This is a genomic window from Xenophilus sp. Marseille-Q4582 (genome assembly GCF_916700565.1).
Lineage (GTDB): Bacteria > Pseudomonadota > Gammaproteobacteria > Burkholderiales > Burkholderiaceae_C > Xenophilus.
Genome location: NZ_CAKAKO010000006.1, coordinates 652,541 through 678,020 on the forward strand (window position 1 = coordinate 652,541; position 25,480 = coordinate 678,020).

15 protein-coding genes are annotated in these 25,480 nt (G+C 70.6%); 7 read left to right on the plus strand and 8 right to left on the minus strand.

The features are described from left to right. Positions 1-560: 560 nt before the first annotated feature. Positions 561-1,385 (plus strand): alpha/beta fold hydrolase, encoded by an 825-nt coding sequence (locus LG388_RS23310; RefSeq protein ID WP_225784939.1) that lies wholly within the window; start codon positions 561-563, stop codon positions 1,383-1,385. A 257-nt stretch (positions 1,386-1,642) separates the two neighbouring features. On the opposite strand, the gene LG388_RS23315 is transcribed toward LG388_RS23310, so the two are convergent. From LG388_RS23315 to LG388_RS23335, 5 genes are all read right to left on the minus strand, one after another. Beyond that, a complete protein-coding gene (locus tag LG388_RS23315) occupies positions 1,643-5,326 on the minus strand; it encodes a cadherin-like domain-containing protein (RefSeq protein ID WP_225784940.1) in 3,684 nt (1,227 codons plus the stop codon). A gap of 350 nt (positions 5,327-5,676) precedes the next feature. Then, positions 5,677-7,689, minus strand: a complete 2,013-nt coding sequence (locus LG388_RS23320; RefSeq protein WP_225784941.1) for a 7TM diverse intracellular signaling domain-containing protein — start codon at positions 7,687-7,689, stop codon at positions 5,677-5,679. After that, positions 7,599-8,306: a response regulator transcription factor gene (locus tag LG388_RS23325; protein WP_225784942.1), complete on the minus strand. Its 708-nt coding sequence runs from the start codon at positions 8,304-8,306 to the stop codon at positions 7,599-7,601. Before LG388_RS23325 ends, LG388_RS23320 begins: the two co-directional genes overlap by 91 nt. 113 nt (positions 8,307-8,419) lie before the next feature. Continuing rightward, a complete protein-coding gene (locus LG388_RS23330) occupies positions 8,420-10,567 on the minus strand; it encodes a bifunctional 2',3'-cyclic-nucleotide 2'-phosphodiesterase/3'-nucleotidase (RefSeq protein WP_225784943.1) in 2,148 nt (715 codons plus the stop codon). Positions 10,568-10,726: 159 nt separating this feature from the next. Then, positions 10,727-11,527: a GNAT family N-acetyltransferase gene (locus LG388_RS23335; protein WP_225784944.1), complete on the minus strand. Its 801-nt coding sequence runs from the start codon at positions 11,525-11,527 to the stop codon at positions 10,727-10,729. 105 nt (positions 11,528-11,632) lie between these two features. Between LG388_RS23335 and LG388_RS23340 the strand changes: the two genes are divergently transcribed. From LG388_RS23340 to LG388_RS23350, 3 genes are all read left to right on the plus strand, one after another. Beyond that, positions 11,633-14,206, plus strand: a complete 2,574-nt coding sequence (locus LG388_RS23340) for an ABC transporter permease (RefSeq protein WP_225784945.1) — start codon at positions 11,633-11,635, stop codon at positions 14,204-14,206. Between the two features lie 76 nt (positions 14,207-14,282). Continuing rightward, on the plus strand, positions 14,283-14,795 hold the full coding sequence (locus LG388_RS23345) for a TIGR02281 family clan AA aspartic protease (protein WP_225784946.1): 513 nt from the start codon (positions 14,283-14,285) through the stop codon (positions 14,793-14,795). Positions 14,796-15,016: 221 nt separating this feature from the next. After that, positions 15,017-16,075, plus strand: a complete 1,059-nt coding sequence (locus LG388_RS23350; protein ID WP_225784947.1) for a PLP-dependent cysteine synthase family protein — start codon at positions 15,017-15,019, stop codon at positions 16,073-16,075. A gap of 25 nt (positions 16,076-16,100) precedes the next feature. On the opposite strand, the gene LG388_RS23355 is transcribed toward LG388_RS23350, so the two are convergent. Next, positions 16,101-17,252, minus strand: coding sequence for an ABC transporter substrate-binding protein (locus LG388_RS23355; protein ID WP_225784948.1), 1,152 nt, complete (start codon positions 17,250-17,252; stop codon positions 16,101-16,103). A gap of 147 nt (positions 17,253-17,399) precedes the next feature. Here LG388_RS23355 and LG388_RS23360 point away from each other — a divergent pair, with 147 nt between their 5' ends. The 3 genes from LG388_RS23360 (at position 17,400) to LG388_RS23370 (ending at position 21,747) form a co-directional block, all read left to right on the plus strand. Further along, entirely contained in the window at positions 17,400-18,473 is a 1,074-nt protein-coding gene (locus tag LG388_RS23360; RefSeq protein WP_225784949.1) for a lipocalin-like domain-containing protein, read from the plus strand. A gap of 602 nt (positions 18,474-19,075) precedes the next feature. Continuing rightward, the gene (locus tag LG388_RS23365) at positions 19,076-19,507 is read left to right on the plus strand and encodes a low molecular weight protein-tyrosine-phosphatase (protein ID WP_225784950.1); all 432 of its coding nucleotides are present in this window, start codon (positions 19,076-19,078) and stop codon (positions 19,505-19,507) included. Then, a complete protein-coding gene (locus tag LG388_RS23370; RefSeq protein WP_225784951.1) occupies positions 19,504-21,747 on the plus strand; it encodes a polysaccharide biosynthesis tyrosine autokinase in 2,244 nt (747 codons plus the stop codon). The genes LG388_RS23365 and LG388_RS23370 overlap by 4 nt, the downstream gene beginning before the upstream one ends. 375 nt (positions 21,748-22,122) lie before the next feature. On the opposite strand, the gene LG388_RS23375 is transcribed toward LG388_RS23370, so the two are convergent. Both LG388_RS23375 and LG388_RS23380 read right to left on the minus strand, forming a co-directional pair. After that, on the minus strand, positions 22,123-24,066 hold the full coding sequence (locus LG388_RS23375) for a nucleoside-diphosphate sugar epimerase/dehydratase (protein ID WP_225785181.1): 1,944 nt from the start codon (positions 24,064-24,066) through the stop codon (positions 22,123-22,125). 201 nt (positions 24,067-24,267) lie between these two features. Next, positions 24,268-25,479, minus strand: a complete 1,212-nt coding sequence (locus tag LG388_RS23380) for a DegT/DnrJ/EryC1/StrS aminotransferase family protein (protein ID WP_225784952.1) — start codon at positions 25,477-25,479, stop codon at positions 24,268-24,270. Position 25,480: the final 1 nt, after the last annotated feature.

The window sequence follows — 25,480 nt, forward strand, 5'->3', positions numbered from 1 at the left end:
GAGCTCAGGTGACCACGCCAGGCCCCATCCCCACCCGATACGCAGACGGCGACGCTGCGCCTTTCAAGGCATAGGCTTTCACCTGCCGCTCGCGGTAAATGCGTGGCTTGTGCGATGAGATGGTGCGGACGTTGCGAGCTCGCCCGTGTCGGCCGGGTTGTGGCGCAGCGCGGCGACGGCGTCGCGGCCGTTGTGCAGCACTTCGCCCGCCTCTTCGAGGAAGATGGCCTGCAGGTCGTCTTCGTCGAGTTCGCCAGTCGAGCGCCAGCCCGGCTGGTCTTCAGCGTGGCCGACGCGCCCAGCGCCTCAAACGGCTCGGTGCTGGCATCCAGCACCAGACGCCTGATGACCGACACCGACGGGCCCACCGCCTCCCCATGCGCGAGGGATGTGACCTGCAGGCGCTGTGCGTCGGTGGCCGCGGCGTCGCCGTGTACGTCGGAGCTTCGCTGCACGGCGCGGGCCGCCCACTGCGCCAGTGCGTTCGCCGCGTAGGCGGCGGCATGCGCGCGGCAGCTTGGCGTAGAGTGGCCGCTTTGGCCCGCCCACCCCAACCGCCCATGACCGCCACGCCCCCCACCGACCGTTGGATCGAACACGCGCAGGGCCGCCTCTTCGCACGTCGCTGGCAAGGCAGCGACGCGCAGGCCGCGCCCCTGCTGCTCTTTCACGATTCGCTGGGCGCGGTGGAACTGTGGCGCGACTTCCCCGCCGCATTGGCCGAGGCGACCGGCCGCAGCGTCGTGGCCTATGACCGGCTGGGCTTTGGCCGTTCCGACGCGCGCAGTGGCCTGCCGCCGCTGGACTTCGTGGTCGACGAATCACGCAGCTACCTGGACGCACTGCTGACCCAGTTGGGCATCACCCGCTTCGTGGCGCTGGGCCACAGCGTGGGCGGTGGCATGGCCATCGAGACGGCGGTGCAAAGGCCCGAAGCCTGCGAGGCGCTGATCGTCATCGCGGCGCAGATCTTCCCCGAGGCCCACACGCTGGACGGCATCCGCGCCGCGGCGCCGCATGTGCGTTCGCCCGAGCAGGTTCAGAAGCTGGCCCGCTACCACGGCGACAAGGCCGAATGGGTCTTGAGCGCCTGGATCGACCGCTGGCTGGACCCGGCCTTCGCCACCTGGACGCTGAAGGCGCGGCTGCCGCAGGTGCGCTGCCCCATGCTGGCGCTGTACGGCTCGAAGGATGAATACTGCAGCGCCATGCACGGCCAACTCATCTGGCAGCAGACCGCGGGCCGCGCCACCGTGCAAACGCTGGACGGCCTGGGCCATGTGCCGCACCGTGAAGACCTGGGCCAGGTGACGGGCCTGATTGCCGACTTCCTGCGTATCTCGCTATCTCCACCACACACTGATTCACGCGTGACAACGCGCTGACCGACCCGGCCAGCGCCCGACAGGCAGCCAGATCTCTTCATTCCGGACACGGCGCGGAAGTGGACGACGCGCTGGGCAATCTGGCGCAGGTCCAGCAGTCGCGCCTGACGGCGGTGGTCAACCCGTGCCTCTTCCTGGGCGGCGGTTGGCAAGCAGCGCAGACGGCTGTAACGCAGGCCGGCTGGCCGCGCGAATCAGCGCGTTCCTGCACCCATCCGCCGGCCGCCCCGCTTTGTCGTGCGCGCCTGCGCTCAGGTTCAGGCGCCCCACAGCTCATAGGCCAGTCCCTGCTGCGCCAGCTCCGGCAGCCCGATCAGCTGCGCCGTCTGAGGCAATTGCGCCACGAAGCTCAGCACCTCGGCCCGGTCCCATTGCTGCTGCGCGGCCAGCTCCAGCGCCTGTTGCATCTCCAGCTCGCTCGGCGCATACCCTGCCACGTTCTGGTACAGCAGCGTGACCAGGGCCTGCAGGCTGTCCCCGCCGGCCAGCGCGTCGAGCACCCCGTGGTTCTGTGCGTCGCGCGCCAAGGTCTCGGCATCCACTGCATCCACATAAGCCAGCACCTCGCCCACCAGCGCGCGGTCTTCGATGGCCCCCGCCCCCTTCACGGCCGCCAGCAAGCGCAGCGCCTGGCCTGCGTTGCCGTCCAGGTCCAGCGCCACCGCATGGTCGGCGAACTGCAGACGCTCCACATCGTGCAACTTGTCGCGCCCTCCATCCTGGGCCGTGCTGCGCACGGTCCAGTGGCCCTCATCGTCCTGGCTCCAGCTGTAGCGCGAAGCGTTGGCGCCATACACCACCGTATCCACCCCTGCCCCGGCCTCAAAGATGTCATCGCCCTGCTGCGCACGGAACACCTCATTGCCAGCCGAGCCGAACAGCGGACCGTCATAGGGCGTCAATGCCAGCCCTTGCTGGGCCAGAATGCCCAACCCCATGGCCTGGGCCGTCACCGGCAGTCCCGCCGCAATCTGCAGCAGTTGCGCGTTCGAATACCCGCCCCCCGCCTGAAAGGCCAGCAGATCCTGCAGCTCGGCCGCATCGGGGGCGCGGCCCACGATGTTCGTGTGCAGCAGCGTCAGCAAGGCCGCAGGCTCGGCACCACCCGCCAAGGCCGCCAGCAGCCCCAGGTTGTCGGCCACCTGGGCCACCGGGCCCAGCTTCAGGGCATCGACATAGGCCACGGCTTCACCGACCAATCGCGGGTTGTCCAGGCCGGCCCGGCCCCACAGCGAGAACACGAGCAGCGCGGCCTGCGCCGCCGATGCACCCAGTCCACCGCCGGCCAGGTCCAGTGCGACCGCGCCATCGTCAAAGACCAGGCGCTCGATGCCCGGCAAGGGCGTGGCGCTGCTGCCGGCGGCGGTGCGGATGCCCCACACGCCGTCGTCGGCGCGTTGCAGCACATAGTCGTTGCGATCCCCAGCGTAGCGAACCCAGTCGATGTGCGGCGTGGCCACTGCGGGTGCGGGCGGGACCGGCGGTGGGGGTGGCTGAGGTGCAGGGGGTTGCGGCGCAGGGGGTTGTGGCGCCGGCGGCTGCGGTGCTGGTGGCGGTGGCGGTGGCGCCGGTGGCTGCGGGGCAGAAGTGGCCGTCAGCACATAGTCCTGCGTCACCTGCTCGATGCCATCGCTGAGCGTCAGATGGATCGCTGCCGCGCCCGCCGCTGTGGCGGTGAATGTGGCGTGGGCGACTGCGGCATTGATCTGCGCCGCCGTGCCCGTGATCTGGATGCCGGGCGTGGCCGAGTCGGCATCCGTCAGGCCGTTCAGCGCGCCGCCGGTCGGGGTGAGCGTCAGCGTCAGTGGCACGTCGGCGCCATCGGGGTCCGAGACCGTGAAGTCCGCCAGCGCAGCGGCCAGCCCCACCGTCACGCCCAATGGCAGGGTGGGCACGCCGGTCAGCACCGGCGCATCGTTGACGGGCGTGATGTCCAGGCTGGCGGTTCCGGCGACCGTGTCCGTGCCATCGGTGATGTCGTAGCTGAAGCTGACGCCGGTGTCGTCGTTGGGTGCCGGTGTGAAGCTCCAGGTGCCGTTGCCGTTGTCCACCAGCATGCCATTGCCGCTGGAGATCACCAGGCCAGTGGCCGTGAGGCTGTCGCCCTCCACATCGCTGGCGTGGACCAGCAGCTCGGCCTGGGTGATGGTGCGCGCGCCGCTGTCTTCGGCGATCGCGTCCAGGGTCACTGGGGAGGTGGTTGGAGCCGAGTTGATGGCCGTGATGTTGACCACCGTGCTGCCAATGGCCGTTTGTGCGCCGCCGCTGCCTTGGGCGCTTGAGTTGCCGTCGCTGAAGACCCAGTCCAGCGTGACGCTGGCGGGCGGGGTGTTGCTGATGTTGGCATAGGTCAGCGAGCTCAGGGCGGCGTTCACGCGCGCCTGGGTGGCCTGGTCATTGAAGGTGATGGCCAGCGTGCCACCCGACTGGGTGTAGCTGCCGATGACGGTGCCGGAGAATTCGACGTTGCCGCTGCCGTTGCCCGTGAAGCTCAAGGCGCCGCTGGCACCGAAGACGTCTTGCGCATCGGCAGCGCCGCTGCGTGCCAGCGTGAGGCTGGCGCCTGCATAGTGGCCCTGGGCGGCCAGTTCGGCGTCGAAGATGGCCACCGATGCGTCCAGCACCACGGGCGCGGCGCCTTCGGTGTAGCTCACCGTGCCGCCCAGGGTGTCGAGCGGGTTGGGCGGGGCGTTGAAGCTCGTGTCCAGGCTGCCGTCGGCGTTCAGGCGGATCAGGCTGAAGTCGTTGTTGTTGCTGCCGTTGTCGCTGTACCCGGCCACCACGATCTTGCCGTCGGGCTGCAGGGTGACGCTGTGGCCACGGTCATCGCCGCTGCCCACAGGCACCAGCAGCTTGCCGTCGTCGCCGAAGCCGCTGTCCAACGTGCCATTGGCGTTCAGGCGGATCAGGCTGAAGTCTTTGCCGTTGCTGCCGTTGTCGCTGTGCCCGGCCACCACGATCTTGCCGTCGGGCTGCAAGGTGACGCTGTAGGCTTCGTCAGTGCCGCTGCCCACGGACACCAGCAGCTTGCCTTGATTGCCAAATGCGGTGTCCAGCGTGCCGTCGGCGTTCAGGCGGATCAGGCTGAAGTCGTCGTTGCCGCCGTTCAAGCTGGTCCCGGCCACCACGATCTTGCCGTCGGGTTGCAGGGCGACGCTGTACCCAATGTCTATGCTGCTACCCACGGGCATCAGCAGCTTGCCTTGATTGCCAAAGCCGGTGTCCAGCGTACCTTCGGCGTTCAGGCGGATCAGGCTGAAGTCCCAGTCGATGCTGCCGTTGAGGCTGAACCCGGCCACCACGATCTTGCCGTCGGGCTGCAGAGCGACGCTGTACCCCATGTCTGCGCTGCTGCCCACAGGCGCCAGCAGCTTGCCGTCGTCGCCAAAACTGGTGTCCAGCGTGCCATTGGCGTTCAGGCGGATCAGGCTGAAGTCGCTGTTGCTGACGCCCGAGCTGGTCCCGGCCACCACGATCTTGCCGTCGGGCTGCAAGGTGACGCTGTTGGCGTGGTCATGGCTGCTGCCCACGGGCACTAGCAGCTTGCCTTGATTGCCCAAACCGGTGTCCAGCGTGCCGTCGGCGTTCAGGCGGATCAGGCTGAAGTCGTTGTTGTTGCTGCCGTTCCAGCTAAACCCGGCCACCACGATCTTGCCGTCGGGCTGCAGCGTGACGCTGGAGGCCTGGTCAGTGCTGCTGCCCACGGACACCAGCAGCCTGCCGTCTTCGCTGAAGCTGGTGTCCAACGTGCCATTGGCGTTCAGGCGGATCAGGCTGAAGTCTTCGCGGTTGAAGCCGTTCCAGCTGTACCCGGCCACCACGATCTTGCCGTCGGGCTGCAGGGTGACGCTGTGCGCCTCGTCAGCGCCGCTGCCCACGGGGACCAGCAGCGTGCCCGTGCCCGTGGGCACGGCGAAGGTGGGCGCGGTGTTACTGGTCATGCAGAGCTCCGTGAATGAATGGACAAAAGCAGTCAAAGCGCAAGAGCGCCGGTGCATGCGCCCCCGGGAGAACGGCCCTAAGCGCTGATGTGTTGATGTTCGGCGAGGGGCTTCACAAGGTAAATCACCAGAACTAGTGATATTGCGGGTCTCGATTGCTCACCGCCCTGCAAGCGCCGCAGTTGAAGGCTCCACCCAGGGGGCCGAGGTGATGGCTCATGTGATTTCTTCAGCCATCGCGCCTGATCTCCGCCCGGCCGGTGTGGCGTTCCGAGCGGCGCGGTCATGCGCGGGTCGCCACGCAAGCCCGGGCAACCGGGCGCGCGGGCCGGCGCCCCCATAGCACCGCTTCAGAACAGGGTGGACGGCAGTGCCGTACCCGCCACCGCAGTGGCAATTTCGACCTGGAGCATCGTGCCACTGGCGTCCGATTCGATGTGCAGCGTGCCACCGATGCGCGTGACACGCGCCTGCATGCTGTTCAGGCCTAGGCCGCTCATGGCCTGCTGCACCAGCGCCACGTCGAAGCCCAAACCGTCGTCCTGCACCACCAGCCGCAGGCCCGTGCGCGAGGGTTGCTCGATGCCGATCTCTTCCATCTGCACCACCAGCGTGCGCGCGCGGCTGTGCTTGACCACGTTGGTCAGCGCCTCTTCCAGGAAGCGTGTCAGGCCCAGCGCCTGCCGCGCCGATAGCAGGCAGGGCCAGGTGGCGGGTGTGTGCCAGTGGCAGCGCACGCCTAGTTCCTCGAACAGCCGGCCGAAGCGGTGGCGGATGGGCGCCAGCCATTGCACGGGCGTGGGCGGCACTGGCGCCGTGGCGCTGCCGTGGGTGTCGACGATCTGGCGCAGATCGTCGCGCAGCGACTTGAACATCGACAGGTAGTGGTGGCGCTGCAGCTGGCTGCCGGAGTGCTCCACCAGCGCCACCGAACGCACCAGCGAACTGCCCAGGCCGTCGTGCAGCTCATGTGCCACGCGCAGGCGTTCGCTCAGGCGCACGTTGTCCAGCTCCAGCGCGTGCTCGCGGCTCAGTGTGTGGGCCAAGTCCTCTCGCGCCAGGCGCACCTGCTCGGCCAGTTGGTCGTTGAAACGCTCCACCTGCCGCAGGGTGCGCGTGAAATGCCCGGCCAGCACCAGCGACATACCCAACGTGATGATCAGCGCGGTGACGGGGGTCCACGGCGTGCCTTCGTCCAGCACGCTCACGACCATCAGTGCGTCATGGACGGCCGGCGCGAGAAAGCCCACGCAGCAAGCGGCGAGCAGCAGGTGCTCGACCTGGCGGGTGCGCAGTGCCTGAACGATGAATTCCACGCAGGCGCCCAGGATCAGCAGCACGCTGACCGTGAATGCAGCCACGTTGGCATACCAAAGCGCGGGCACGGGCAAGGCGACGACCGCCACGATGGCCGGCAGCGTCACCCCCGCCAGCACGCGCGTGCGCCAGGGGCGCAGCAGGGCGCCAAAGTGCCACAGGAACATGCAGAAGGCACCTGCGTAGGCCACCATCCATGCCGACACCCAGCGCATCCAGCTTCGCCCATCGGGGAAAGGCCACGGCACTTCGGTGAGCACGTTGTTCAGGCCCACCAGCACCCAGGCCAGGGCGGCGAAGGCATACCAGCCATAGGCTTTCTCTTGCCGCCGCATGAGCCACAGCATGAAGAAGAACACGCCCAGCGTGGCCGAGATCAGCACGTTGGCACCGGGCAGCACACGGCGGTACAGGCGTTGCGTCTCTCCATGGGCCAGCGCCTGCGCGGCGGGTGCGACGCGCACCGCACCCAGGCCCGCGCCCTGGTCGGCCAGCCCCACCACCTGGACCCACAGCCGATTGGCGCCGGCCTGCAGCGCCGCGGGCGGCAGCAGGAAGGCGCGCGGCATGTTCCAGCTGCGGCTCAGCGGCTCCACCAGGTTCTGGTCGCGCCACAGCAGGCTGTGCTCGTTGAGCCGGATAGTGCCGGCCATGTTGACGGAGGTGAAGGCCGCGCCCAAGGCCTCGGCGGCCTCGCCGACACAGGGGGCCGTCCAATCGATGCGGTACCAGACGATGCCGTCGAAGTCGGGCCAGCGCGTCTGCCAGCGGTCGGGCAGCGTCACGCGCTCCCAGCCGGTGCTGGGGGCCGCCTGCTCAGGCCCGCTGCCCGCGGGCGTGCGGGCGGCCCAGATGCCGTCGATGTGCGGCTCGCACACCGGGGCCGACGGGCCCGGCGTGGGTTGGGGTTGCTGCTGCGCCCCTACCGAAGCCAGTGTGAGCAGCCATGCCAGCGTCAGGCCAGCCAGCCACGCGAACGGGCTTCGTGGACGGCGCGCGTGCGCGACTTCACGGCCAGCTTGCGGTAGATGTGCTTGATGTGGCATTCGACGGTGTGGCGCGACAGGAACAGGCCTTCGGCGATTTCGCGGTTGGTCAGGCCCTGGGCGACCAGGTGCAGGATCTCGGTCTCGCGCGGCGTGAGGGCGCCTTCTTCCAGCCGGTCGGGACTGCTGGCCGGCGCCTGCGAGAGGTCGAGGATACGGCGCGCGATGAAAGGGTCGATGGGCGCGCCACCGCGCAGCACGCTGCGCACGGCCAGCACCAGTTCCATGTCGTCGCGTTCCTTGAGCACGTAGCCGGTGGCGCCGGCGCGCAGTGCCGTCAGGATCAGATCTTCGGTGCTCCAGGCCGAGATGACGAGGATGCCCAGGCCCGGGTCGTCGGCCCGCAGCTCAGCGATCAGGTCGACGCCGCTGCCGTCGGGCAGGCCCAGGTCCACCAACGCCAGTGCATGGGGTTGCTGCGCGGTCTGTGCACGCGCCTCGGCCAGCGAGGCGGTGAACACCAGCGCATCGTCGGTATAGCCCAGTTGCGCCAGCAAGCGCGCGATGCGTTCGCGCATCAGCGCGTCGTCCTCCACGATCAGCACCGGCGCCGGCAGCGCGGGGCCCATGGCATCGACCAGGGCCTGGCGGTCGTCGGGCGGCAAGGGAGGGTTCATGGTGGGCGTCAGGCAGACAGAGGCGGGACGGCGCCCCGCGCCGCCCCCCGGAGTGTGCCCAATGCCGGGCGCAGGCGGTATCCCCGAAACTGGTGATTTCGGCCCGGCGCCCTTCAGTCCTGGCTCAGGTCGATGCCATAGATCGCATAGCTGCCCGTGCCGCCGTTCACGCCGCCGTCGTCGGCGCGTTCTACGCGGATGTGGCCCAGGCCCGCGGCCTGCGCCACGCCCAGCGCATTCGGGCCCGACTTGAACAGCACCTTGCCCGCGGTCTTGACCGGCGCGAAGCGCCAGCTGCGCGTGCTCCCATGCGTGGCGCGGGCCAGGCGCTTCTGTTCCTTGACGTAGTTCAGCACCACCTCGCGGTTCGCGTCGGGCGAGGCCCAGACGATGTCGAAGGCCTTGCCCGTGCCCAGGATGTAGGGCGCGCTGCTGTTCGCACGGTAGTTGTTGGTGGCGACGATGAACTCCTGCGCGGGGTTCATCGGCTGGCCTTGGTAGCGCAGGTTCTTGATGCGCTCGCCGCCCTGCGCCGGGTTGTTGACGTTGTACTTGGGCTGGGTCACGTCGATCTCGTACGAAATGTCCGGCGAGGTGAACACGTCGAAGTTGTAGCCCGGGAAGGATGCACCGGGCTGCACGCCGGTCTTGCTGTCGTTGATGAGCCACTGGTCCTCGGCCTTCGCCGGGTCGATCTGGTTGAAGCGGTGGGCCGCGTTCTCCAGCCACAGCTTGATCTGCGCGCCGTTCACCTTCACGGCGTGGACCGTGTTGTTGTCGTACAGGTACAGGTCGGCGGCGTTGGCCACCGTCACGGTGCCGGCGGCCACGTCGGTGTAATCGCTGCTGTTGCCGTAGCCGGCCTTGAAGGGCGCCGTGACCGACAGCACCGGCAGGCTCGCGTACTGCGGCAGGTTGCTGCGCACGTAGCGCGCCACATGGTCCTGCTGCGCCTGGTTGACGATCTGCAGCGCCGTCACGTCGCCCAGGTCGGCGAACAGCGTGCTCATGCGGAAGTCCGACGTGCCGATGGGCGAGGTGACGTAGCTGCGGGTTTTCTGGTGCAGGTCTTCCACCGCCGCGACGACAGCAGGGTCCGAGGCCACGTAGGCGCTGCCGTTCTGGATGTTGCGCACCTGCACATCGGTCTTGGCGCTGTCGACGGCCCACTTCTTGGCCGTGCCATCCCATTGGAGCGAGTAGTGGATCAAGCCGATGGCCTTGCCCCACGAACTGGGCATCACCGCAGGCACGCCGTGCACGGTGCCCCTGGCGTTGTCGGCGCCTGCGAACTTGTAGGCCGCGTTGGTGCCGCGGTCGGGGAACACGCCGTGCTGGTGGCCCATGATCAGGCCGTCGATGCCCGGCACCTGCTGCGCGATGTGGGCGCCGGGGTTTTCCATGCCGGGCTGATGCGCGCCTTCCTGCATGCCGCCGTGCAGCAGCACGAAGACCAGGTCGGCGCCCTTGGCGCGCACCTCGGGCACGTACTGCTTCGCGGCGGCCAGGCCGTCCTGCGTGCGGATCTTGCCTTCGAGCTTGTCCTTGTCCCAGTTCAGGATGCCGGGGGTGGTGATGCCCACGATGCCGATCTTGACCGGCAGCGTCACGGTCTTGCCGTCGGCCTGCGTGGCCGTCAGCTGGCGCTCGAGGATGACGTAGGGATCGACCAGCGGCTTGCCGCTCTTGAGGCTGGTGACGTTGGCCGTCACGACCGGGAAGCCCGGGCCCTTGTCCTTGGCACCGAGCTTTGGATCGACGCCTTCCACGTCCAGCCCGCCGCCCAGGATCTGGCTCAGGAAAGGCAGGCCGAAGTTGAACTCGTGGTTGCCCAGCACGCCGGCGTCGTACTTCAGCGTCGCCATGGCCTTGTACATGGTGAGCTGCTGCGTGGCCGGAATCGGCGCGATCTGCGCTTCATAGGAGCCCAGCACCGTGCCCTGCACCGTGTCGCCGTTGTCCACCAGCAGGGTGTTCGGGAATTCGCTGCGCGCCTGGCGGATCAGCGTGGCGGTGCGCTCGAAACCGACGGTCTTGTCCTCGCGGTCGCTGTAGTAGTTGTAGCTGCGCGCGTAGTAGTGCAGGTCGGTGGTGCTCAACAATGCCAGCTGTGCCGTGGCGTTCTGGGCCGCGGGCTCGGGCGTGGGCACGATGGGCAGCCAGGTGCCGCCGTCACCGCCGCCGCAGGCAGAAACAAGGGCCGCGCACGCGGCGGCGAGGGTCAGGCGCACGACTGGCGCGGGGGCGGGGTATCTCTTCATGGCGGGGCTCCGGGGCTGCGGACGTCAAAGCCGCGCAGTCTGGAAGCGCCCGGTGACAGGGCCGTGAACGCGGGCGTTGTCCGGGCGTCCGGCAGCCGCCTGGCTGCCCTCGCGGTGCAAGGGCGCACTGCGTGCCGCCCCCGGCGGCGCCCGGGCGCGTCAGGGCCGGTCGACCGCCCGCCCCAGCGGCCGGCGCCAGTAGACGTAGGTCCACATCGGCTCGAAGCCCGTGCGCCCATAGAGGGCGCGCGCCAGCTGGTTCTCGATCTCCACCTGCAGGAAGGCGCGCGCCAGGCCGCGCGCCAGCGCCGCCTGCCCCATCGCGGCCAGGATGCGGCGCGCATAGCCACGGCCGCGGTACATGGGCCGCGTGCGCATGCCGTGCACGCCGGCCCAGCCCTCGGCGAAGCAGGCGCAGCCCACGGCCGCCACCGTGCCCGCGCCCGGCTCGCCCTCGGGCACGCGCAGGCTCACGTACACCGCGTCCTGCGCGCGCTGCAGCAGCCGCACGCGGTGCGCGCCGTCGGTGGCGTCGAAGCCCTCGCCCAGGTAGATGCGCGACCAGTCGGGCTGGGGCACCGCATCGACCTGCACGCCCGCGCTGTCGCCGCTGGCGGCCATGCGCTGCGTGCTGCCCTGCATCACCAGCGTGGCCTGCGTGGGCGTGTAGCCGCGCTCGCGCAGCGCGGCACCGAATGCCTCGAAAGCCGGATGCTCGGCCGGCAGCCGGAACACGGGCGGCAGGCCCTGCGCCTCGTAGCGCGCCTCGATGCGCGGCAGCAGCGCCAGGTCGGGCGCCTCGTGCGTCAGCGGCACCGCACTGTGCGCGCGGCCCACGGTGCCCCCATCCAGCGGCAGCAGCCAGCCGGGCAGCGTGTCCAGCGTGTCGGGCGGCACCGCGGCCACGGTGGCGCGCTCGATGGATTCGATCAGGGAAGAAAACGGGGCGCCGGTGGACATGCGCCTATTGTGCGGGCGGCGCGTGTCGGCACGACCGGATGGCCGACCCCGTGCAGGGACAGCTGCGGGCATCGGCGCTTTCGTCCCCCCGGCCACAATCCCCCCATGCTCGCCCTCCTTCGCACCTTCTCCTGGCAAGAGCTGCGCCACCACCCGTGGCGCAGCGGCGCGGCCGTGGTGGCGGTGATGCTGGGCGTGGCGCTGGCTTTTTCGGTGCACCTGATCAACGCCTCGGCGCTCGATGAATTCCAGGGCGCGGTGCGGGCCGTGAACGGCCAGCCCGACCTGGAGCTGCGCACGGTGCAGGGGCCGCTGCCCGAGTCGCTGTACGGCCCGGTGGCGGCGCAGCCGCAGGTGGCGCTGGCCAGCCCGGTGCTGGAAGCGCCGGTGCGCCTGCGGTATGGCGAAGGGCCGGCCGTTGCGTTGCGCCTGCTGGGCGTGGACGCGCTGCTGGTGGGCGCCATGGCACCGGCGCTGGCCCCGGCCACCGACCCGGGCCTGAACGAGCGGCTGGCGATCGTGTCGCCGGGGCGCGTGTTCCTCAACGCGGCGGCGCGCCAGGCGCTGGGCGTGCCGGCCGGCAGCGCGCAGACGCTGCAGCTCGAAGGACGCGGCAACACGCTGCAGGTCGCCGGCAGCGTGGCCGCGGGCGGCGAGCCGCTGGCCGTGATGGACATCGGCGCCCTGCAGGACCTGCTGGGCCGCGGCGGCGAGCTGTCGCGCATCGACATCCGCCTGGCACCGGGCGCCGACGGGCGCGCGCTGATCGCGGCCCTGCAGGCGCTGCCCCAATGGTCGGCGCAATGGCGCCTCGTGCAGCCCGGCGACAGCGCGGCGCGCGTGAGCAACCTCTCGCGCGCCTACCGCGTGAACCTCACGGTGCTGGCGCTGGTGGCGCTGTTCACGGGCGCCTTCCTGGTCTTTTCGGTGCTCGCGCTCAGCGTGGCCAAGCGCGCGCAGCAGTTCGCGCTGCTGGGCGTGCTGGGCCTGGCGCCGCGCGAGCGGCTGCGGCTGGTGCTGGCCGAATCGCTGGGCCTGGGCCTGCTGGGCAGCGCGGCCGGCATCGCGCTGGGCGCGCTGCTGGCCTGGGCCGCGCTGCGGCTGCTGGGCGGCGACCTGGGCGGCGGCTACTTCGCGGGCGTGGCGCCCACCTTGCGCTGGAGCACGCCGGCCGCCCTGCTCTACGGCGCGCTGGGCCTGGCGGCCGCGGCCGTCGGCGGCTGGTGGCCCGCGCGCGCGGCGCAGCGCCTGCCCGAGGCGCAGACGCTCAAGGGCCTGGGCGCCGCGTCGGGCCGCGCGCAGGGGCCGTGGATCGGCCTCGCGCTGATGGCGCTGGGCGCCCTGCTGACGCAGGCACCCGTGGTGGCCGGCATTCCGCTGGCGGCCTACCTGTCGGTGGGGCTGCTGCTGGTCGGCGGCATCGCCGCGCTGCCGGCGCTGATCGCGCTGGCCTACGACCGGCTCGCTCCACTGGCCGCGCATCGGCTGCTGCCGCTGCTGGCCATCGAGCGTGCGCGGCGCATGCGCGGCACGGCGGCCGTCGCGGTGAGCGGCGTGGTCGCCAGCCTGGCGCTGTCGGTGGCGCTCACGGTGATGGTGGCCAGCTTCCGCGATTCGGTCACGCGCTGGCTGGACGTGGTGCTGCCGGCCGACCTGTACCTGCGCCCCGCGGGTGACGCCAGTGCGAGCGGCAGCGAACGCGCGCCCTTCGATGCCGCTTTCGTGCAGCAGGCCGCGCAGTTGCCCGGCGTGGCGCGCGTGAGCACGCTGCGCACGCGCTCGCTGCTGCTCGATCCGGCGCAGCCGGCCGTCACGCTGATTGCGCGGCCCATCGATGCAGGCGACGCCGCGCAGTCGCTGCCGCTGGTCGGCGCCGCCCTGCCCGTGCCGGCCGGGCGCATCGGCATCTATGTGAGCGAGGCCATGGTGGCGCTGTACGGCGCGCACCCGGGGCGCGATTTCGCGCCGCTGGGCGATGCCTTTGCCACCGCCGGAACCGGCACGAAACCGGTCTTCTTCGTCGCCGGCATCTGGCGCGACTACGTGCGCCAGTTCGGCGCCATCACCCTCGACGCCCGCGACTACCAGCGCCTGACCGGCGACCACAGCGTCAGCGACATCGCCCTGTGGCTGACGCCCGATGCGCGCGAGGCCGACGTGCAGCAGGCCGCGCGCGCACTGGCCGCGCAGCGGCCCGGCGGTGACGGCAGCGGCCTCAGCTTCTCGTCGGTGGCGCAGATCCGCGCCAACTCGCTGCGCATCTTCGACCGCAGCTTCGCCGTCACCTACTGGCTGCAGGCCGTGGCCATTGCCATCGGGCTGTTCGGCGTGGCGGCCAGCTTCAGCGCCCAGGTGCTGGCGCGGCGCAAGGAATTCGGCCTGCTCGCGCACCTGGGCCTCACGCGCCGGCAGGTGCTGGCCGTGGTGGCTGGCGAAGGCGCGGCCTGGACGGCCATCGGCGCGCTGGCCGGCCTGGCACTGGGCCTGGCCGTGTCCACGGTGCTGGTGCACGTGGTCAACCCGCAGAGCTTCCACTGGACCATGGACATGCGCCTGCCCGCACTGCGCCTGGCGCTGCTGTGCGCGGCCGTGGTCGCGGCCGGCACGTTCACGGCCTGGCTGGCCGGGCGCGCGGCCGCGGGGCGCGATGCGGTGCTGGCGGTCAAGGAAGACTGGTAGCCCCTGCACGGCATCGGTGCTTGCGGGCCCTGGCGATACTGCGCGCCATGGTTCATCCCCACCCCTGTTTCCGTCCATGAGCGCGGAGGAACGCCGCCTGCGCTGGCGCTCCATGCGCAGCCTCGCGGGGCTGCTGGCCTTCTGGCTCGCGCTGATGGCCGGGCTCTACGTCCTGATGGACCACCTCCGGCAGCCGCGCCAGAGCGAGGTGACGGCCGAAGGCGCGCTGGTCATCCCGCGCCACCCCGACGGCCATTTCCGCGTGGCCGGCACGATCAACGGCGAGCCCGTGATGTTCCTGGTCGACACCGGCGCCAGCCTGGTCGCGGTGACCGACGGGCTGGCGAAGCGCGCCGGCCTTCCGCAGGGCGAGCGCGCCACCTTCCAGACCGCCAACGGCCCGCGCGAGGGCCGCATCACGCGGGCCGATTCGGTGCAGCTGCGCGGCGGCCTGGGCGTGTCGAACCTGCGCGTAGGCACCGGCTTTGCGGGCATCGGCGACGAGGGCGATGCGCTGCTGGGCCAGAACTTCCTGCGCCATTTCGACGTCGAGATCGGCCGGTCGCAACTGGTGCTGCGGCCCCGCTGAGCACGGCCCGCAATCGCCCCATCGGCGGCCGGCGCCAGGCTGGCACACTAGCGGGCTGTCGTGGGCGGCCCGGAGCGCGGAAAATACGCCCTTCGCCGGCCTGCCGGCCAGCCAGCCGCAACCCGCGGACCGACCGACCGCCGGCCGGCTCCATGCCGAACCCGGCCTCACTGCCCTTCACCCCCTGTTTCTGCGCGGCGCCCGTCGCCGCTTCCGTCCCCATGTCCACTTCCTCCTGGCTTGCCACTGCCCTGCGCCGCATCGAGGCCGACTACCAGCGCAGCGCCGACACGCACCTGATCCCGCTCGAGCTGCCCATCTTCAGCTCGGCCGGCATCGACCTGTACTTGAAGGACGAATCCACCCACCCCTCGGGCAGCCTCAAGCACCGCCTTGCGCGTTCGCTGTTCCTGTATGCGCTGGTCAACGGCCAGGTGCGCGCGGGCACCACCATCGTCGAAGCGTCCAGCGGCTCCACGGCCGTGAGCGAGGCCTATTTCGCGCGCCTGCTGGGGCTGCCCTTCGTGGCCGTGATGCCGCGCAGCACCTCGCCGGAGAAGGTGGCGCAGATCGCCTTCTACGGCGGCCGCAGCCATTTCGTGGACCGTGCCGAGGACATGTACGACGAGGCCGCGGCGCTCGCGGCGCGCCTGGGCGGCCACTACATGGACCAGTTCACCAATGCCGAACGCGCCACCGACTGGCGCGGCAACAACAACATCGCCGACAGCATGTTCCACCAGATGGCGCGCGAGCGGCACCCCGTGCCGGCCTGGGTGGTCGTGGGGGCGGGCACGGGCGGCACCAGCGCCACCATCGGCCGCTACGTGCGCTACAAGGGCCACCCCACGCAGCTGGCCGTGGCCGACCCGGAGGGCTCCGTCTTCAGCGCCTACCACGCCAGCGGCGACGAGCGCCTCACCTCGCCCGGCTCGCGCATCGAAGGCATCGGCCGCCCGCGCGTGGAGCCGAGCTTCGTGCGCACGGTGGTCGACCGCATGATCGAAGTGCCCAACGTGGCGTCCGTCTCGGCCATGCTGACGCTGTCGAGCCTTCTGGGCCGCAAGGTGGGCCCGTCCACGGGCACCAACTTCGTCGGCATGCTGGTGCTGGCGCACGAGATGCGCGAGCGCGGCCAGCAGGGCTCCATCCTGTCGCTGCTGTGCGATTCGGGCGAGCGCTACCTGCCCACTTACCATGACGCCGACTGGGTGGCAGACACCTTCGGCGACTGCGGCACCGCGCAGCAGCAGCTGCAGCAGCTTCTGCAGCACGGCTGAACGGCCCGCCGCGCCGCCCGCCCCCTCACCCGCCGACGAACTGGCCGCGGGTGTTGAGCAGCATCTGCGCGACGAAGGCACTGCCGCGCCCGCTGCCCTCGAAGACCAGCGGCCATTCGTCGACGGTGGCACTGCGGCGCTGTTGCACCTCGGCCAGCACCTGCGCCCGCGTGGGCGCGGCGCCCAGTCGGGCGAACAGCTGCGCGGCGTAGCGGCCCGCCAGGTAGCCGGCCAGGCTCACGGGCGAAGGCGCTTCGTCGAAGAAGCGCGCCAGCGCCTGCCGGTAGCTGCGCACCAGCGGCACGCGGCCCGAATGCGGATTGGGCACGCCCTGCGTGAAGACGACAGGCACGCGGTGGTCGGGCACCAGCTGCGTGAAGGTGGCCGGGTCCACGCCCGTGAGGCAGACCACGATGCGCGGCGCGCCGCGCGCGCCCAGGCCGCGCACGAACTGCGCCAGCTCCACGCTGGTGCCCATGAACACCAGGTGGAAAGGCGTGCCGGCCGGCAGGCGCGCGGCGAAGTCCTGCAAACCCTGCCCGGCCGCGGGCGCGAGGGCGTGCATCTTCACCTTCAGGCGGCCGGCCAACGCCTGCAGCGAGGCCCCCGCCTCCCGCGCCATGCGGGCCTCGGGGTAGGCGAGCGCGAGTTCGCCCACGCCGGCCGCGGCCAGGCTCTGCAGGGCATAGCGCAGCTGCTGTTCGCGCGAGGCGAAGAAGGTCAGCAGGCGCGGGTCCGCGTCATGCTGCGCGTCGAAGAGCCACGGGCCGATCTGCGCCAGGCTCAGATCGTCGCGCTGGAGCTGGCCCATGGCCTGCAGCGCCAGGGCTTCGCCCACGGTGCCGAGCAGGGCCAGCTGCGAAGCGTCCTGCGCCACCTCGCGCAGCGCGTCGGCCGCGCGGGCGCCCGGGCCATCGGTCTCCACCGTGACCAGCTGCGGCAGGTTCGGCTGCGCGGCCTTGAGCTGCGCGAAGGCCAGCCGCAGGCCGGTCGAATAGTCGCGCGACAGCTCCTGCTGGCTCGCACTCATGTCCAGCAACTGGGTGACGCGGGGCGCCGGCGCAGGGACCACCGCCGGCCGGGCCTGCGCGGCCGCCGGGCCTGCCACCGGGGCCGCCCCGGCCAGCGCGGCAGCCTGCAGCAGCCGGCGCCGGGTGATCCTTTGGCCTTCGTTCACGACACACATGGGCGAATCATCTTTGTCACGGATGTCAGCAAAAAGACAACGCCAGGCGGCAGCGGCGGCCCGCCGCCACAATGGCGCCATGCCTGGGACGCACGTTCATTCCACCCGCGCCGCCACCCCGTGGCCGGCGGCCTGCCCATGCGCCTGACACGCCGCGCCGCGCTGTTCGCCAGTGCCCTGCCCGCTTTCGCCTTCGCCCCGGTGGCCCGCGCCCTGCCCGCGCGCACGCTGCACTTCCCGCGCGACTTCGGCAGCCACCCCGAACTGCGCACCGAGTGGTGGTATGTGACCGGCGAAGCCTGGGCCGGCACGCGGCGCTTCGGCTTCCAGCTGACCTTCTTCCGCTCCCGGGTGGACGAGACGCAGGGCCTGCGCTCGGCCTTCGCGGCCCGGCAACTGGTCTTTGCGCATGCGGCCCTGACCGACCTGCAGGGCGCGCGCCTGCTGCATGACCAGCGCCTCGCGCGCGCCGGCTTCGGAATCGCCGAAGCTTCGGAAGAAGACACCGACCTGCGCCTGCGCGACTGGCGGCTGCGGCGCGATGCGGCCAGCGGCGCCTATGACGCCCATTTGCCGGCCGAGGGCTTCGCGCTGCGGCTTCGCTGTGCGCCCACGCAGCCGCTGCTGCTGCAGGGCCAGGCCGGCCTGTCGCGCAAGGGGCCGGAGGCTGCGCAGGCCAGCTATTACTACAGCGAACCGCAGCTGGCGGTGTCGGGCAGCGTCGCGCTGGCCGATGGCCGCCCGCTGCCCGTGCGGGGCACGGCCTGGCTGGACCATGAATGGAGCGAGGCGCTGATGCACCCCGAGGCCGTGGGCTGGGACTGGATCGGCATGAACCTGCAGGACGGCGCTTCGCTCACAGCCTTCCGCCTGCGCCGGCGCGATGGCAGCACGCTGTGGACCGGCGGGTCGTGGCGCGCCAGCGGGGGCGCGGAGCCGCGCAGCTTCGGCGCCGACGCGCTGCGCTTCGAGGCGCTGCGCACCTGGACCAGCCCGCGCTCGGGCGGGCGCTACCCGGTGCGCTGGCGCGTGCAAACGCCCGTGGGCGAGTTCGAGGTCGCGAGCCTGCTCGACGACCAGGAACTGGACAGCCGCAGCTCCACCGGCGCCATCTACTGGGAAGGCCTGAGCGAGTTGCGCGATGCACAGGGGCGCGTGGTGGGGCGTGGTTATCTGGAGATGACGGGATACGTGGCAGCGCTGCGGCTGTAGAGCCGCTGCGCATCCCCCACGGCCGGTGCGCCGCCGCACGCGCTCGCGGCGCATCTAAGAAGATCGAATTAGCGCCCGTTCAGCGCTAGAACCTCTCGCTTAATGAGAGATGGAATGCTGAAACGCTCTTTTACGCCCGTCTCGGCTTGGCAACCTCTGGCCCCGGACACGGGTGTTAGGCTTTGTGCATCGTTGCCGAGATGTCCATGAAACCGTGCCCCTTCCCCACCGCCGAATGGTCCGTGCGTGCCGCCGCGGCCACCCACCGCGCGGCGAATGCATGCCAGAGCGGGGCCTGACGTTGACGCGACGCATGCGCGCCCTGTGCGGCCAGGCGGCGTGACATCGGCGCACGCGGCCTCCTGCTGCCTTTTCATCCGCCCTCGCTCCGCGCCGCTGCCCCTTCGCCGTGCCGGTGTTCGCCTGGCGCACGTGCAGCCTGCGGCGATGGCACGCGTCCGGCGCCGGCATCCAGATGCTGCGCGGCCCACCCCTCTTGACTGACCTCCCGCGCCTTGCCGCAGCGTCCCGGATGCCGCTCCCACCGTCCCTTCCGCCGCCTCCCCCCGCCCCGCGCAACAGCCCGCGCCCCTCGCCTTTCGGTGCTGCTGGTGTGCATCGGCAACATCTGCCGCAGCCCGATGGCGCAGGCCCTGTTCGCGCAGGCCCTGCCCCATGCCGACGTGAGCTCGGCCGGCCTGGCGGCCCTGGTCGGCCAGCCTGCCGACCCCGAAGCGCAGGCGCTGATCGCGCAACGCGGCCTGGACTTGAGCGCGCACCGGGCGCGCCAATTGACCGGTGCGCTGGTCCGGCAGTCGGACCTGTTGCTGGTGATGGACGTCGAGCAGCGCCGCTTCATCGAGGCGCACCACCCGCTGGCGCGCGGCCGGGTGTTCCTGCTGGCCGGGCCGGAACCCACCCCCGTCCCCGACCCCTACCGGCGCGGCCCGCAAGCGTTCGCGCAGGCCTTCCAACTCATCGACGCCAGCGTGCAACGCTGGCGTCCCCGCATCCACAGCCTCACCCGACCATGACCTTCACGGCACACCCTGCCGCGCCCGCCGGCCATTCCCCTTCGCATGCCCCTGACGAGGAGGTCCGGCTCAGCGAGTACGTGGACATCCTGCTCGACCACAAATGGTGGGTGGCCGCGACCACCGCGGTCGCCCTGCTGGCCGGCGGCGCCTACACGCTGCTCGCCACGCCGGTCTACCAATCCAATGTGCTGGTGCAGGTCGAGGACGCGGCACCCGACGCCAAGGGCTTCCTGGGCGAGGCCTCGTCGCTGTTCGACGTCAAGACGCCCGCCGCCGGCGAGATCCAGGTCCTGCGCTCGCGCATGGTGGTGGGCGCGGCTGTCGACCAGACGCGCTTTTACATCGACGCGCGGCCGCGCCGCGTGCCGCTGGTCGGCGAATGGCTGGCGCGCGACGCGAAGGAACTTTCCCAGCCCGGGCTGCTGGGCCTGGGGGGCTACGTGAGTGGCAATGAGCGCATCCAGGTCAGCCGCCTGGACGTGCCGGCCGAACTGGAGGATGCCGAAGCCTTCACCCTCACCGCGCAGGAGGACGGGCGCTACACGCTCTCGCATCCGCTGCTCGACGGCGTGCTCGAAGGCCGGGTGGGCCGGCTGCTGACGCATGCGACCCCGCATGGGCCGCTGGCCCTGCAGGTGGAGCAGCTGGACGGTCTGCCGGGGGCGCAGTTCACGGTGGCGCGGGCTTCGCGGCTGCGCGCCATCGAGACGCTGCAGCAGCGTCTGCAACTGAGCGAGCAGGGCCGCCAATCCAACGTGATCAGCGTGACGCTGGAGGACGACGACCCTGTGCGCCTGGCCGGCCTGCTCAATGCGGTGGGCGAGCAGTACGTGCGCCAGAACGTGGAGCGCAAGGCCGCCGAGGCGCAAAAGACCCTGGCCTTCCTGGAAGAGCAGCTGCCCGAATTCAGGCAGCAGCTGGAAGCTTCCGAAGAGGCTTACACGCGATTTCGCCATCGCAACGGCACGGTGGCTTTCGACGAGGAGGCCAAGGGCCTGCTCAACCAGACCATCGAGCTTCAGACCAGGCTGCTGGAGGCGCAGCAGCAGCGGCGCGAGCTGGCCGCGCGCTTCACGGACCAGAACGTGCGCGTGCGCACGGTGGACCGGCAGATCGGCGCGCTGCGCCAGGAAATCGAGGGCCTGAACCAGCGGGTGGGCCGCATGCCCACCATCCAGCAGGATGCCCTGCGGCTGGAACGCGACGTGCGCGTCAACAGCGAGCTGTACCAGTCGCTGCAGAACAATGCGCTGCAGCTGCGCCTGGTCAAGGAAGGCAAGATCGGCAACGTCCGCCTGCTCGACCCGGCGGTGCAACCGCGCCGGGCGGTGAAGCCGCAGCAACCGCTCGTGCTGGCGGCGGCGCTGGCGCTCGGCCTGCTGGGCGGCATCGGCGTGGCCGTGCTGCGCGCGCGCCTGCAACGGGGCGTGCACGATCCGATGGAGATCGAGGCCCACACGGGCCTGAGCGTGTACGCCACCGTGCCCTATGCCCCCGAGCAGAAGCCGCTGGACCAGCGGGCCTCGCAGGGCGCGAGCGACGTGCAGCTGCTGGCGCAGCGGCAACCCGACAGCCAGCCCGTCGAAGCGCTGCGCAGCCTGCGCGTGGCCCTGCAGTTCGCGATGATGGACGCGGCCAACAACCGCGTGCTCATCACCGGCCCCACGCCGGACATCGGCAAGAGCTTCGTGTCCGGCAACTTCGCCGCCATCCTGGCCCAGGCGGGCAAGCGGGTGCTGCTGGTGGACGCCGACCTGCGGCGCGGGCACCTGCACAAGGCCCTGGGGCTGCGGCGCGAAGGAGGTCTGTCCGAGCTGCTGGCTGCACAGCTCACGCCCGAGCAGGCCATCCACGCCGACGTGCTGCCCGGACTGGACGTGATGACCACGGGCAAGCTGCCCCCCAATCCTGCGGATCTGGTGCTGTCACCGGCCTTCGGGCGCACACTGGAGCAGTTGTCCGGCGGCTACGACTTGGTACTGATCGACTCCCCGCCCGTGCTGGTGGCCTCGGACACGGTCACCATGGCGCCGCATTGCGCGGTCATGCTGCTGGTCGCGCGCGCCGGGCAGACCCAGCTCGGCGAGGTGACCGAGTGCACGCGGCGGCTGTCGCAGGCCGGCTGCGCCCCGAACGGCGTGGTGTTCAACGGCATGGACCTGTCGCGGCGCCACTATGGCAGCCACGCCTACCGGTACGGCGGCTACCGGCACACCGACTACCGCTACAACGCCTGAGAGCCTGTTCAGTGTCTCCAAGGGGCCGCGCAGCCACCTTGCCGGGTGGCCTGCAAGGCGCAGCGCGCCGCTCGTAGTGATCTACGCGCAAGCGCTGCAACGCCGCAGGACGCCCGGCAAGGCGGCTGCCCGAAGGGTTGGGGCGAAATCGGGCCCGCTCAGGTGCCGCGTCGCTTGCATGGGCACCCGCCCATGCGGCGCGCCGGCCTTCAAGCGCATCGCCGGATCGGCACACCTTCCCGGTGCCTCAGCACGGTTTGCAGCGCGCCGCCTCTTCCGGCATCTGCCTGACTGCACGACCGCATGAGCGCCCGGTCCGCGGCGCGAGGCTGCGCCGGCCCGCGGCAATCACACTCTGCGCCCCGCCCAGCCCGCTCAGGCCCGGGACGGGCGGACCGGGCCTGTCGCCAGGCAGGACGGCTGCGCCGCCGTCGCCCGCCCCCGGTCCAGCCCCGGAAAGGACGCCCCCTGCTGGCGCTGCAGGTGCACCCAGTCGACCACTTCGGCGTGGGGGCGGTAGCCCGGCATCAGGGCCGCGAAGGCGCGCTTGAGCGCGGCCACGTCGTGGCTCTCGAGCAGCGCCTCGATCCGGCGGAAATGCGCATCCACCTCGGCCGCGGGCGGGCAGGGTTCATGCGCCTTCATCACGCGGGGGTGGGCCGTGGGACGCGCGTTGTCCTCGATCAGAAGCTCCTCGTAGAGCTTCTCGCCCGGCCGCAATCCCGTGATCTGCAGCTCGATGTCCCCATCGGGGGTCCGCGCATCGCGCACGCGGCGCCCCGACAGCTCGACCAGGCGCCGGGCCAGGTCGATGATGCGCACCGGCTCGCCCATGTCGAGCACGAACACGTCGCCCCCTTGCGCCATGGCGCCGGCCTGGATCACCAGCTGCGCGGCCTCCGGAATGGTCATGAAATAGCGGGTGATGGCCTCGTGGGTCAGCGTGATGGGCCCGCCGGCGGCGATCTGCTGCTTGAACAGCGGCACCACCGAGCCGCTGGAGCCGAGCACGTTGCCGAAGCGCACCATGGAAAAGCAGGTGCCGCCGCCTTGCTGCGCCAGGGCCTGCAGCGCCAGTTCGGCCAGCCGCTTGCTCGCCCCCATGATGTTGGTGGGGCGCACGGCCTTGTCCGTGCTGACCAGCACGAAGCGCCGCACCCCGCTGTCGCGGGCCACCCGCGCGGCCGTGCGCGTTCCGATGGCGTTGTTCCTCACCCCCTCCATCGGGTTGTGTTCGACCAACGGCACATGCTTGTAGGCGGCCGCGTGGTACACGGTGTCCGGTCGCCAGGCATCCATGATGCGGCGCAAGCGCTCCTCGTCGCAGACCGAGGCCAGCAGCGGCACCACCCGCACGTCCGGCGCCAGCGTCTCCAGTTCGCGGTGAATGGCGTACAGCGCGAACTCGCTCCACTCCACCAGCAGCAGCGCCGCCGGCGCCTGCCGGGCGATCTGCCGGCACAGCTCGCTGCCGATGGAGCCGCCGGCGCCCGTGACCAGCACCACCTGCCGGCGCACGTGGCGGTGCAGCAGGTCATCCACCGGCGGCACCGGATCGCGGCCGAGCAGGTCCTCGATCTGGACCTCCGGCAGGTCGTGGACGCGCACGCGCCCGCGCGCCAGCTCGTCCACGCCGGGCAGGGTGCGCACATGCAGGCGCAGCTCCAGCAGTTCGTCCAGGATCTGCGCCTGCCTGACGCGTGCCACCGAGGGCATGGCCAGGAGCACGTCCGTGACGGTGCGGTCCTCGGCCTGCTGCGCCAGCCAGGCGCGCGAATGGATGCGCACGCCGTCCAGCGTGCTGCCCTGCAAGGCGGGATCGTCGTCGACGAAGCCGCGCATGACGATGTCCTGGCCGTGCATCAGCGCCGCGGCCAGTTGGCGCCCCGCCTGGCCGGCGCCATAGACCACCACCTGCGGCAGCAAGGCGTCCCGGCGCGGCTCTCCGCCCCTGCGGGCGCCGAGCCACTGCCGCACGAGCAAACGCGAGAAGCTGATGCCCAGCAGGATGATGACGGGTGCCAAGATGCCCACGGAGCGCGGCACGCCGGACATGCCGGTCACCGTGAAGAGCGCGGCATAGACCGCGCCGAACAGCAGGCAGGCCTGGGCCGCCAACAGCAGTGCCGATGCGCCCGCGTAGCGGAAGATCGTCCGGTACAGGCCCAGGCGTGCGAACAGCGGCAGCGCCAGCGCCGGTGCCGCCGCCACGGCCCACCACTGGCGGCCCTGCACCACGTGCCACTGCTCCAGCCTCAGGCAGAAGGCCAGCCACACGCTGACCATGCACAGCAGTGCATCCATGCCCATCGCCAGCATCCTCTTGGTCGGCCGAGGCAGGCCCAACAAGGCACGGACAAGCCCATCAGTCACTTCATCTCCCAGAATTCGATCGATCTTAAGGAGAAGTGATTGTGGTTTGCCATCTTTGAAGAATGGCTTTCTAACTTAAACAATTACAACTTCTACGATTCCACTAATCCATAACTTTTATTTTTCTTCATTTTTTAATTCTTCTGATTAGCCCGCCTGTATTGTTGAACCAACAGATGCTTCCTGGGTGCCTGCCTCGAGGAGAACCCGATGGATCGCCGCGCAAGTCTTTTCGATTTCCTGCGCCTGCAAGGTGGGGTGCACGAGAAACATGAGGCTCGTCTCTCCCAACACCCAGGCCCCCGGCAGGCGGCGTGCGGGTCGCCAGCCGGTGTCGTCGAAGGCACGCTCCATGTAGACCTCCGAGCAGGAGCCCTGGAAGCACGGCACCCCCTGCCCCTGGATCGCCTCCACGATGCGGTCACGGCTCCAGCCGGGCGCCAGGCGCTCCGGCCTGACGTAGACGTAGCACTTGTAGCAGGCGTGGGAAACGGAGGCCGGGACCGGCGGCACCCACATACAGGCATGGGCGCTGCAGGCCTCCCAGATCGCCCGGGCGTTGCGCTGGCGCGCCGCCGTCCATTGCGGCATGCGCCGCAGCTGGATGCGCCCCAGGGCGGCCTGCATCTCGAGCATGCGCCAATTGGTGCCGAAGCCGCGGTGCAGCCAGCGAAAGCCCGGCGGATGCTGCTGTTCGTACACCGCCTCCCAGCTCTTGCCGTGGTCCTTGTATTCCCACATGCGGCGCCAGAGTTCGGGATCGTTGGTGCTGACCATGCCGCCCTCCCCGCCCGTACTCATGATCTTGTCCTGGCAGAAGGACCAGGCACCGATGTCCCCGAGCGTTCCGACGGCGCGCCCCTTGTAGCGCGCGCCATGGGCCTGCGCGCAGTCCTCGATCACACGCAGCCGGTGCGCGCGCGCCAGCGCCAGGATCGGGTCCATGTCGCAAGGCCAGCCCGCCAGATGCACGCAGATGATGGCGCGCGTGCGCGGCGTGATGACGCGCGCGATGGTGGCGGCGCTGATGTTGCCGCTGTCGTGCTCCACGTCGGCGAACACGGGGACCGCGCCCGCATTCACCACGCACGAGACGCTGGCGATGAAGGTGCGCGGCGTGACGATCACCTCGTCGCCCGGCCCGATGTCCAGGGCCTTGAGCGCCAGGTCGAGCGCGAGCGTGCCGTTGGCCAGGGCCACGGCATGGGCGCAGCCCAGCCAGTCGGCGAACTCGCGTTCGAAGGCGCGGCAGGCATCGCCGGTCCAGTAGTTGACGCGGTTGGACAGCAGCACCTGCTGCACGGCCTCGGCCTCTTCCTCGGTGAAACTGGGCCAGTCGGGAAACGCGGTGTTCAGCATT

What these genes read in the sequence shown, in the direction of transcription:
- LG388_RS23370 (WP_225784951.1), top strand. Translation starts at nt 19,504, where the DNA reads ATGACCTTCACGGCACACCCTGCCGCGCCCGCCGGCCATTCCCCTTCG.
- LG388_RS23320 (WP_225784941.1), bottom strand. Translation starts at nt 7,689, where the DNA reads ATGCCACATCAAGCACATCTACCGCAAGCTGGCCGTGAAGTCGCGCAC.
- LG388_RS23315 (WP_225784940.1), bottom strand. Translation starts at nt 5,326, where the DNA reads ATGACCAGTAACACCGCGCCCACCTTCGCCGTGCCCACGGGCACGGGC.
- LG388_RS23325 (WP_225784942.1), bottom strand. Translation starts at nt 8,306, where the DNA reads ATGAACCCTCCCTTGCCGCCCGACGACCGCCAGGCCCTGGTCGATGCC.
- LG388_RS23335 (WP_225784944.1), bottom strand. Translation starts at nt 11,527, where the DNA reads ATGTCCACCGGCGCCCCGTTTTCTTCCCTGATCGAATCCATCGAGCGC.
- LG388_RS23310 (WP_225784939.1), top strand. Translation starts at nt 561, where the DNA reads ATGACCGCCACGCCCCCCACCGACCGTTGGATCGAACACGCGCAGGGC.
- LG388_RS23330 (WP_225784943.1), bottom strand. Translation starts at nt 10,567, where the DNA reads ATGAAGAGATACCCCGCCCCCGCGCCAGTCGTGCGCCTGACCCTCGCC.
- LG388_RS23350 (WP_225784947.1), top strand. Translation starts at nt 15,017, where the DNA reads ATGTCCACTTCCTCCTGGCTTGCCACTGCCCTGCGCCGCATCGAGGCC.
- LG388_RS23345 (WP_225784946.1), top strand. Translation starts at nt 14,283, where the DNA reads ATGAGCGCGGAGGAACGCCGCCTGCGCTGGCGCTCCATGCGCAGCCTC.
- LG388_RS23375 (WP_225785181.1), bottom strand. Translation starts at nt 24,066, where the DNA reads ATGCTGGCGATGGGCATGGATGCACTGCTGTGCATGGTCAGCGTGTGG.
- LG388_RS23340 (WP_225784945.1), top strand. Translation starts at nt 11,633, where the DNA reads ATGCTCGCCCTCCTTCGCACCTTCTCCTGGCAAGAGCTGCGCCACCAC.
- LG388_RS23380 (WP_225784952.1), bottom strand. Translation starts at nt 25,479, where the DNA reads ATGCTGAACACCGCGTTTCCCGACTGGCCCAGTTTCACCGAGGAAGAG.
- LG388_RS23360 (WP_225784949.1), top strand. Translation starts at nt 17,400, where the DNA reads ATGCGCCTGACACGCCGCGCCGCGCTGTTCGCCAGTGCCCTGCCCGCT.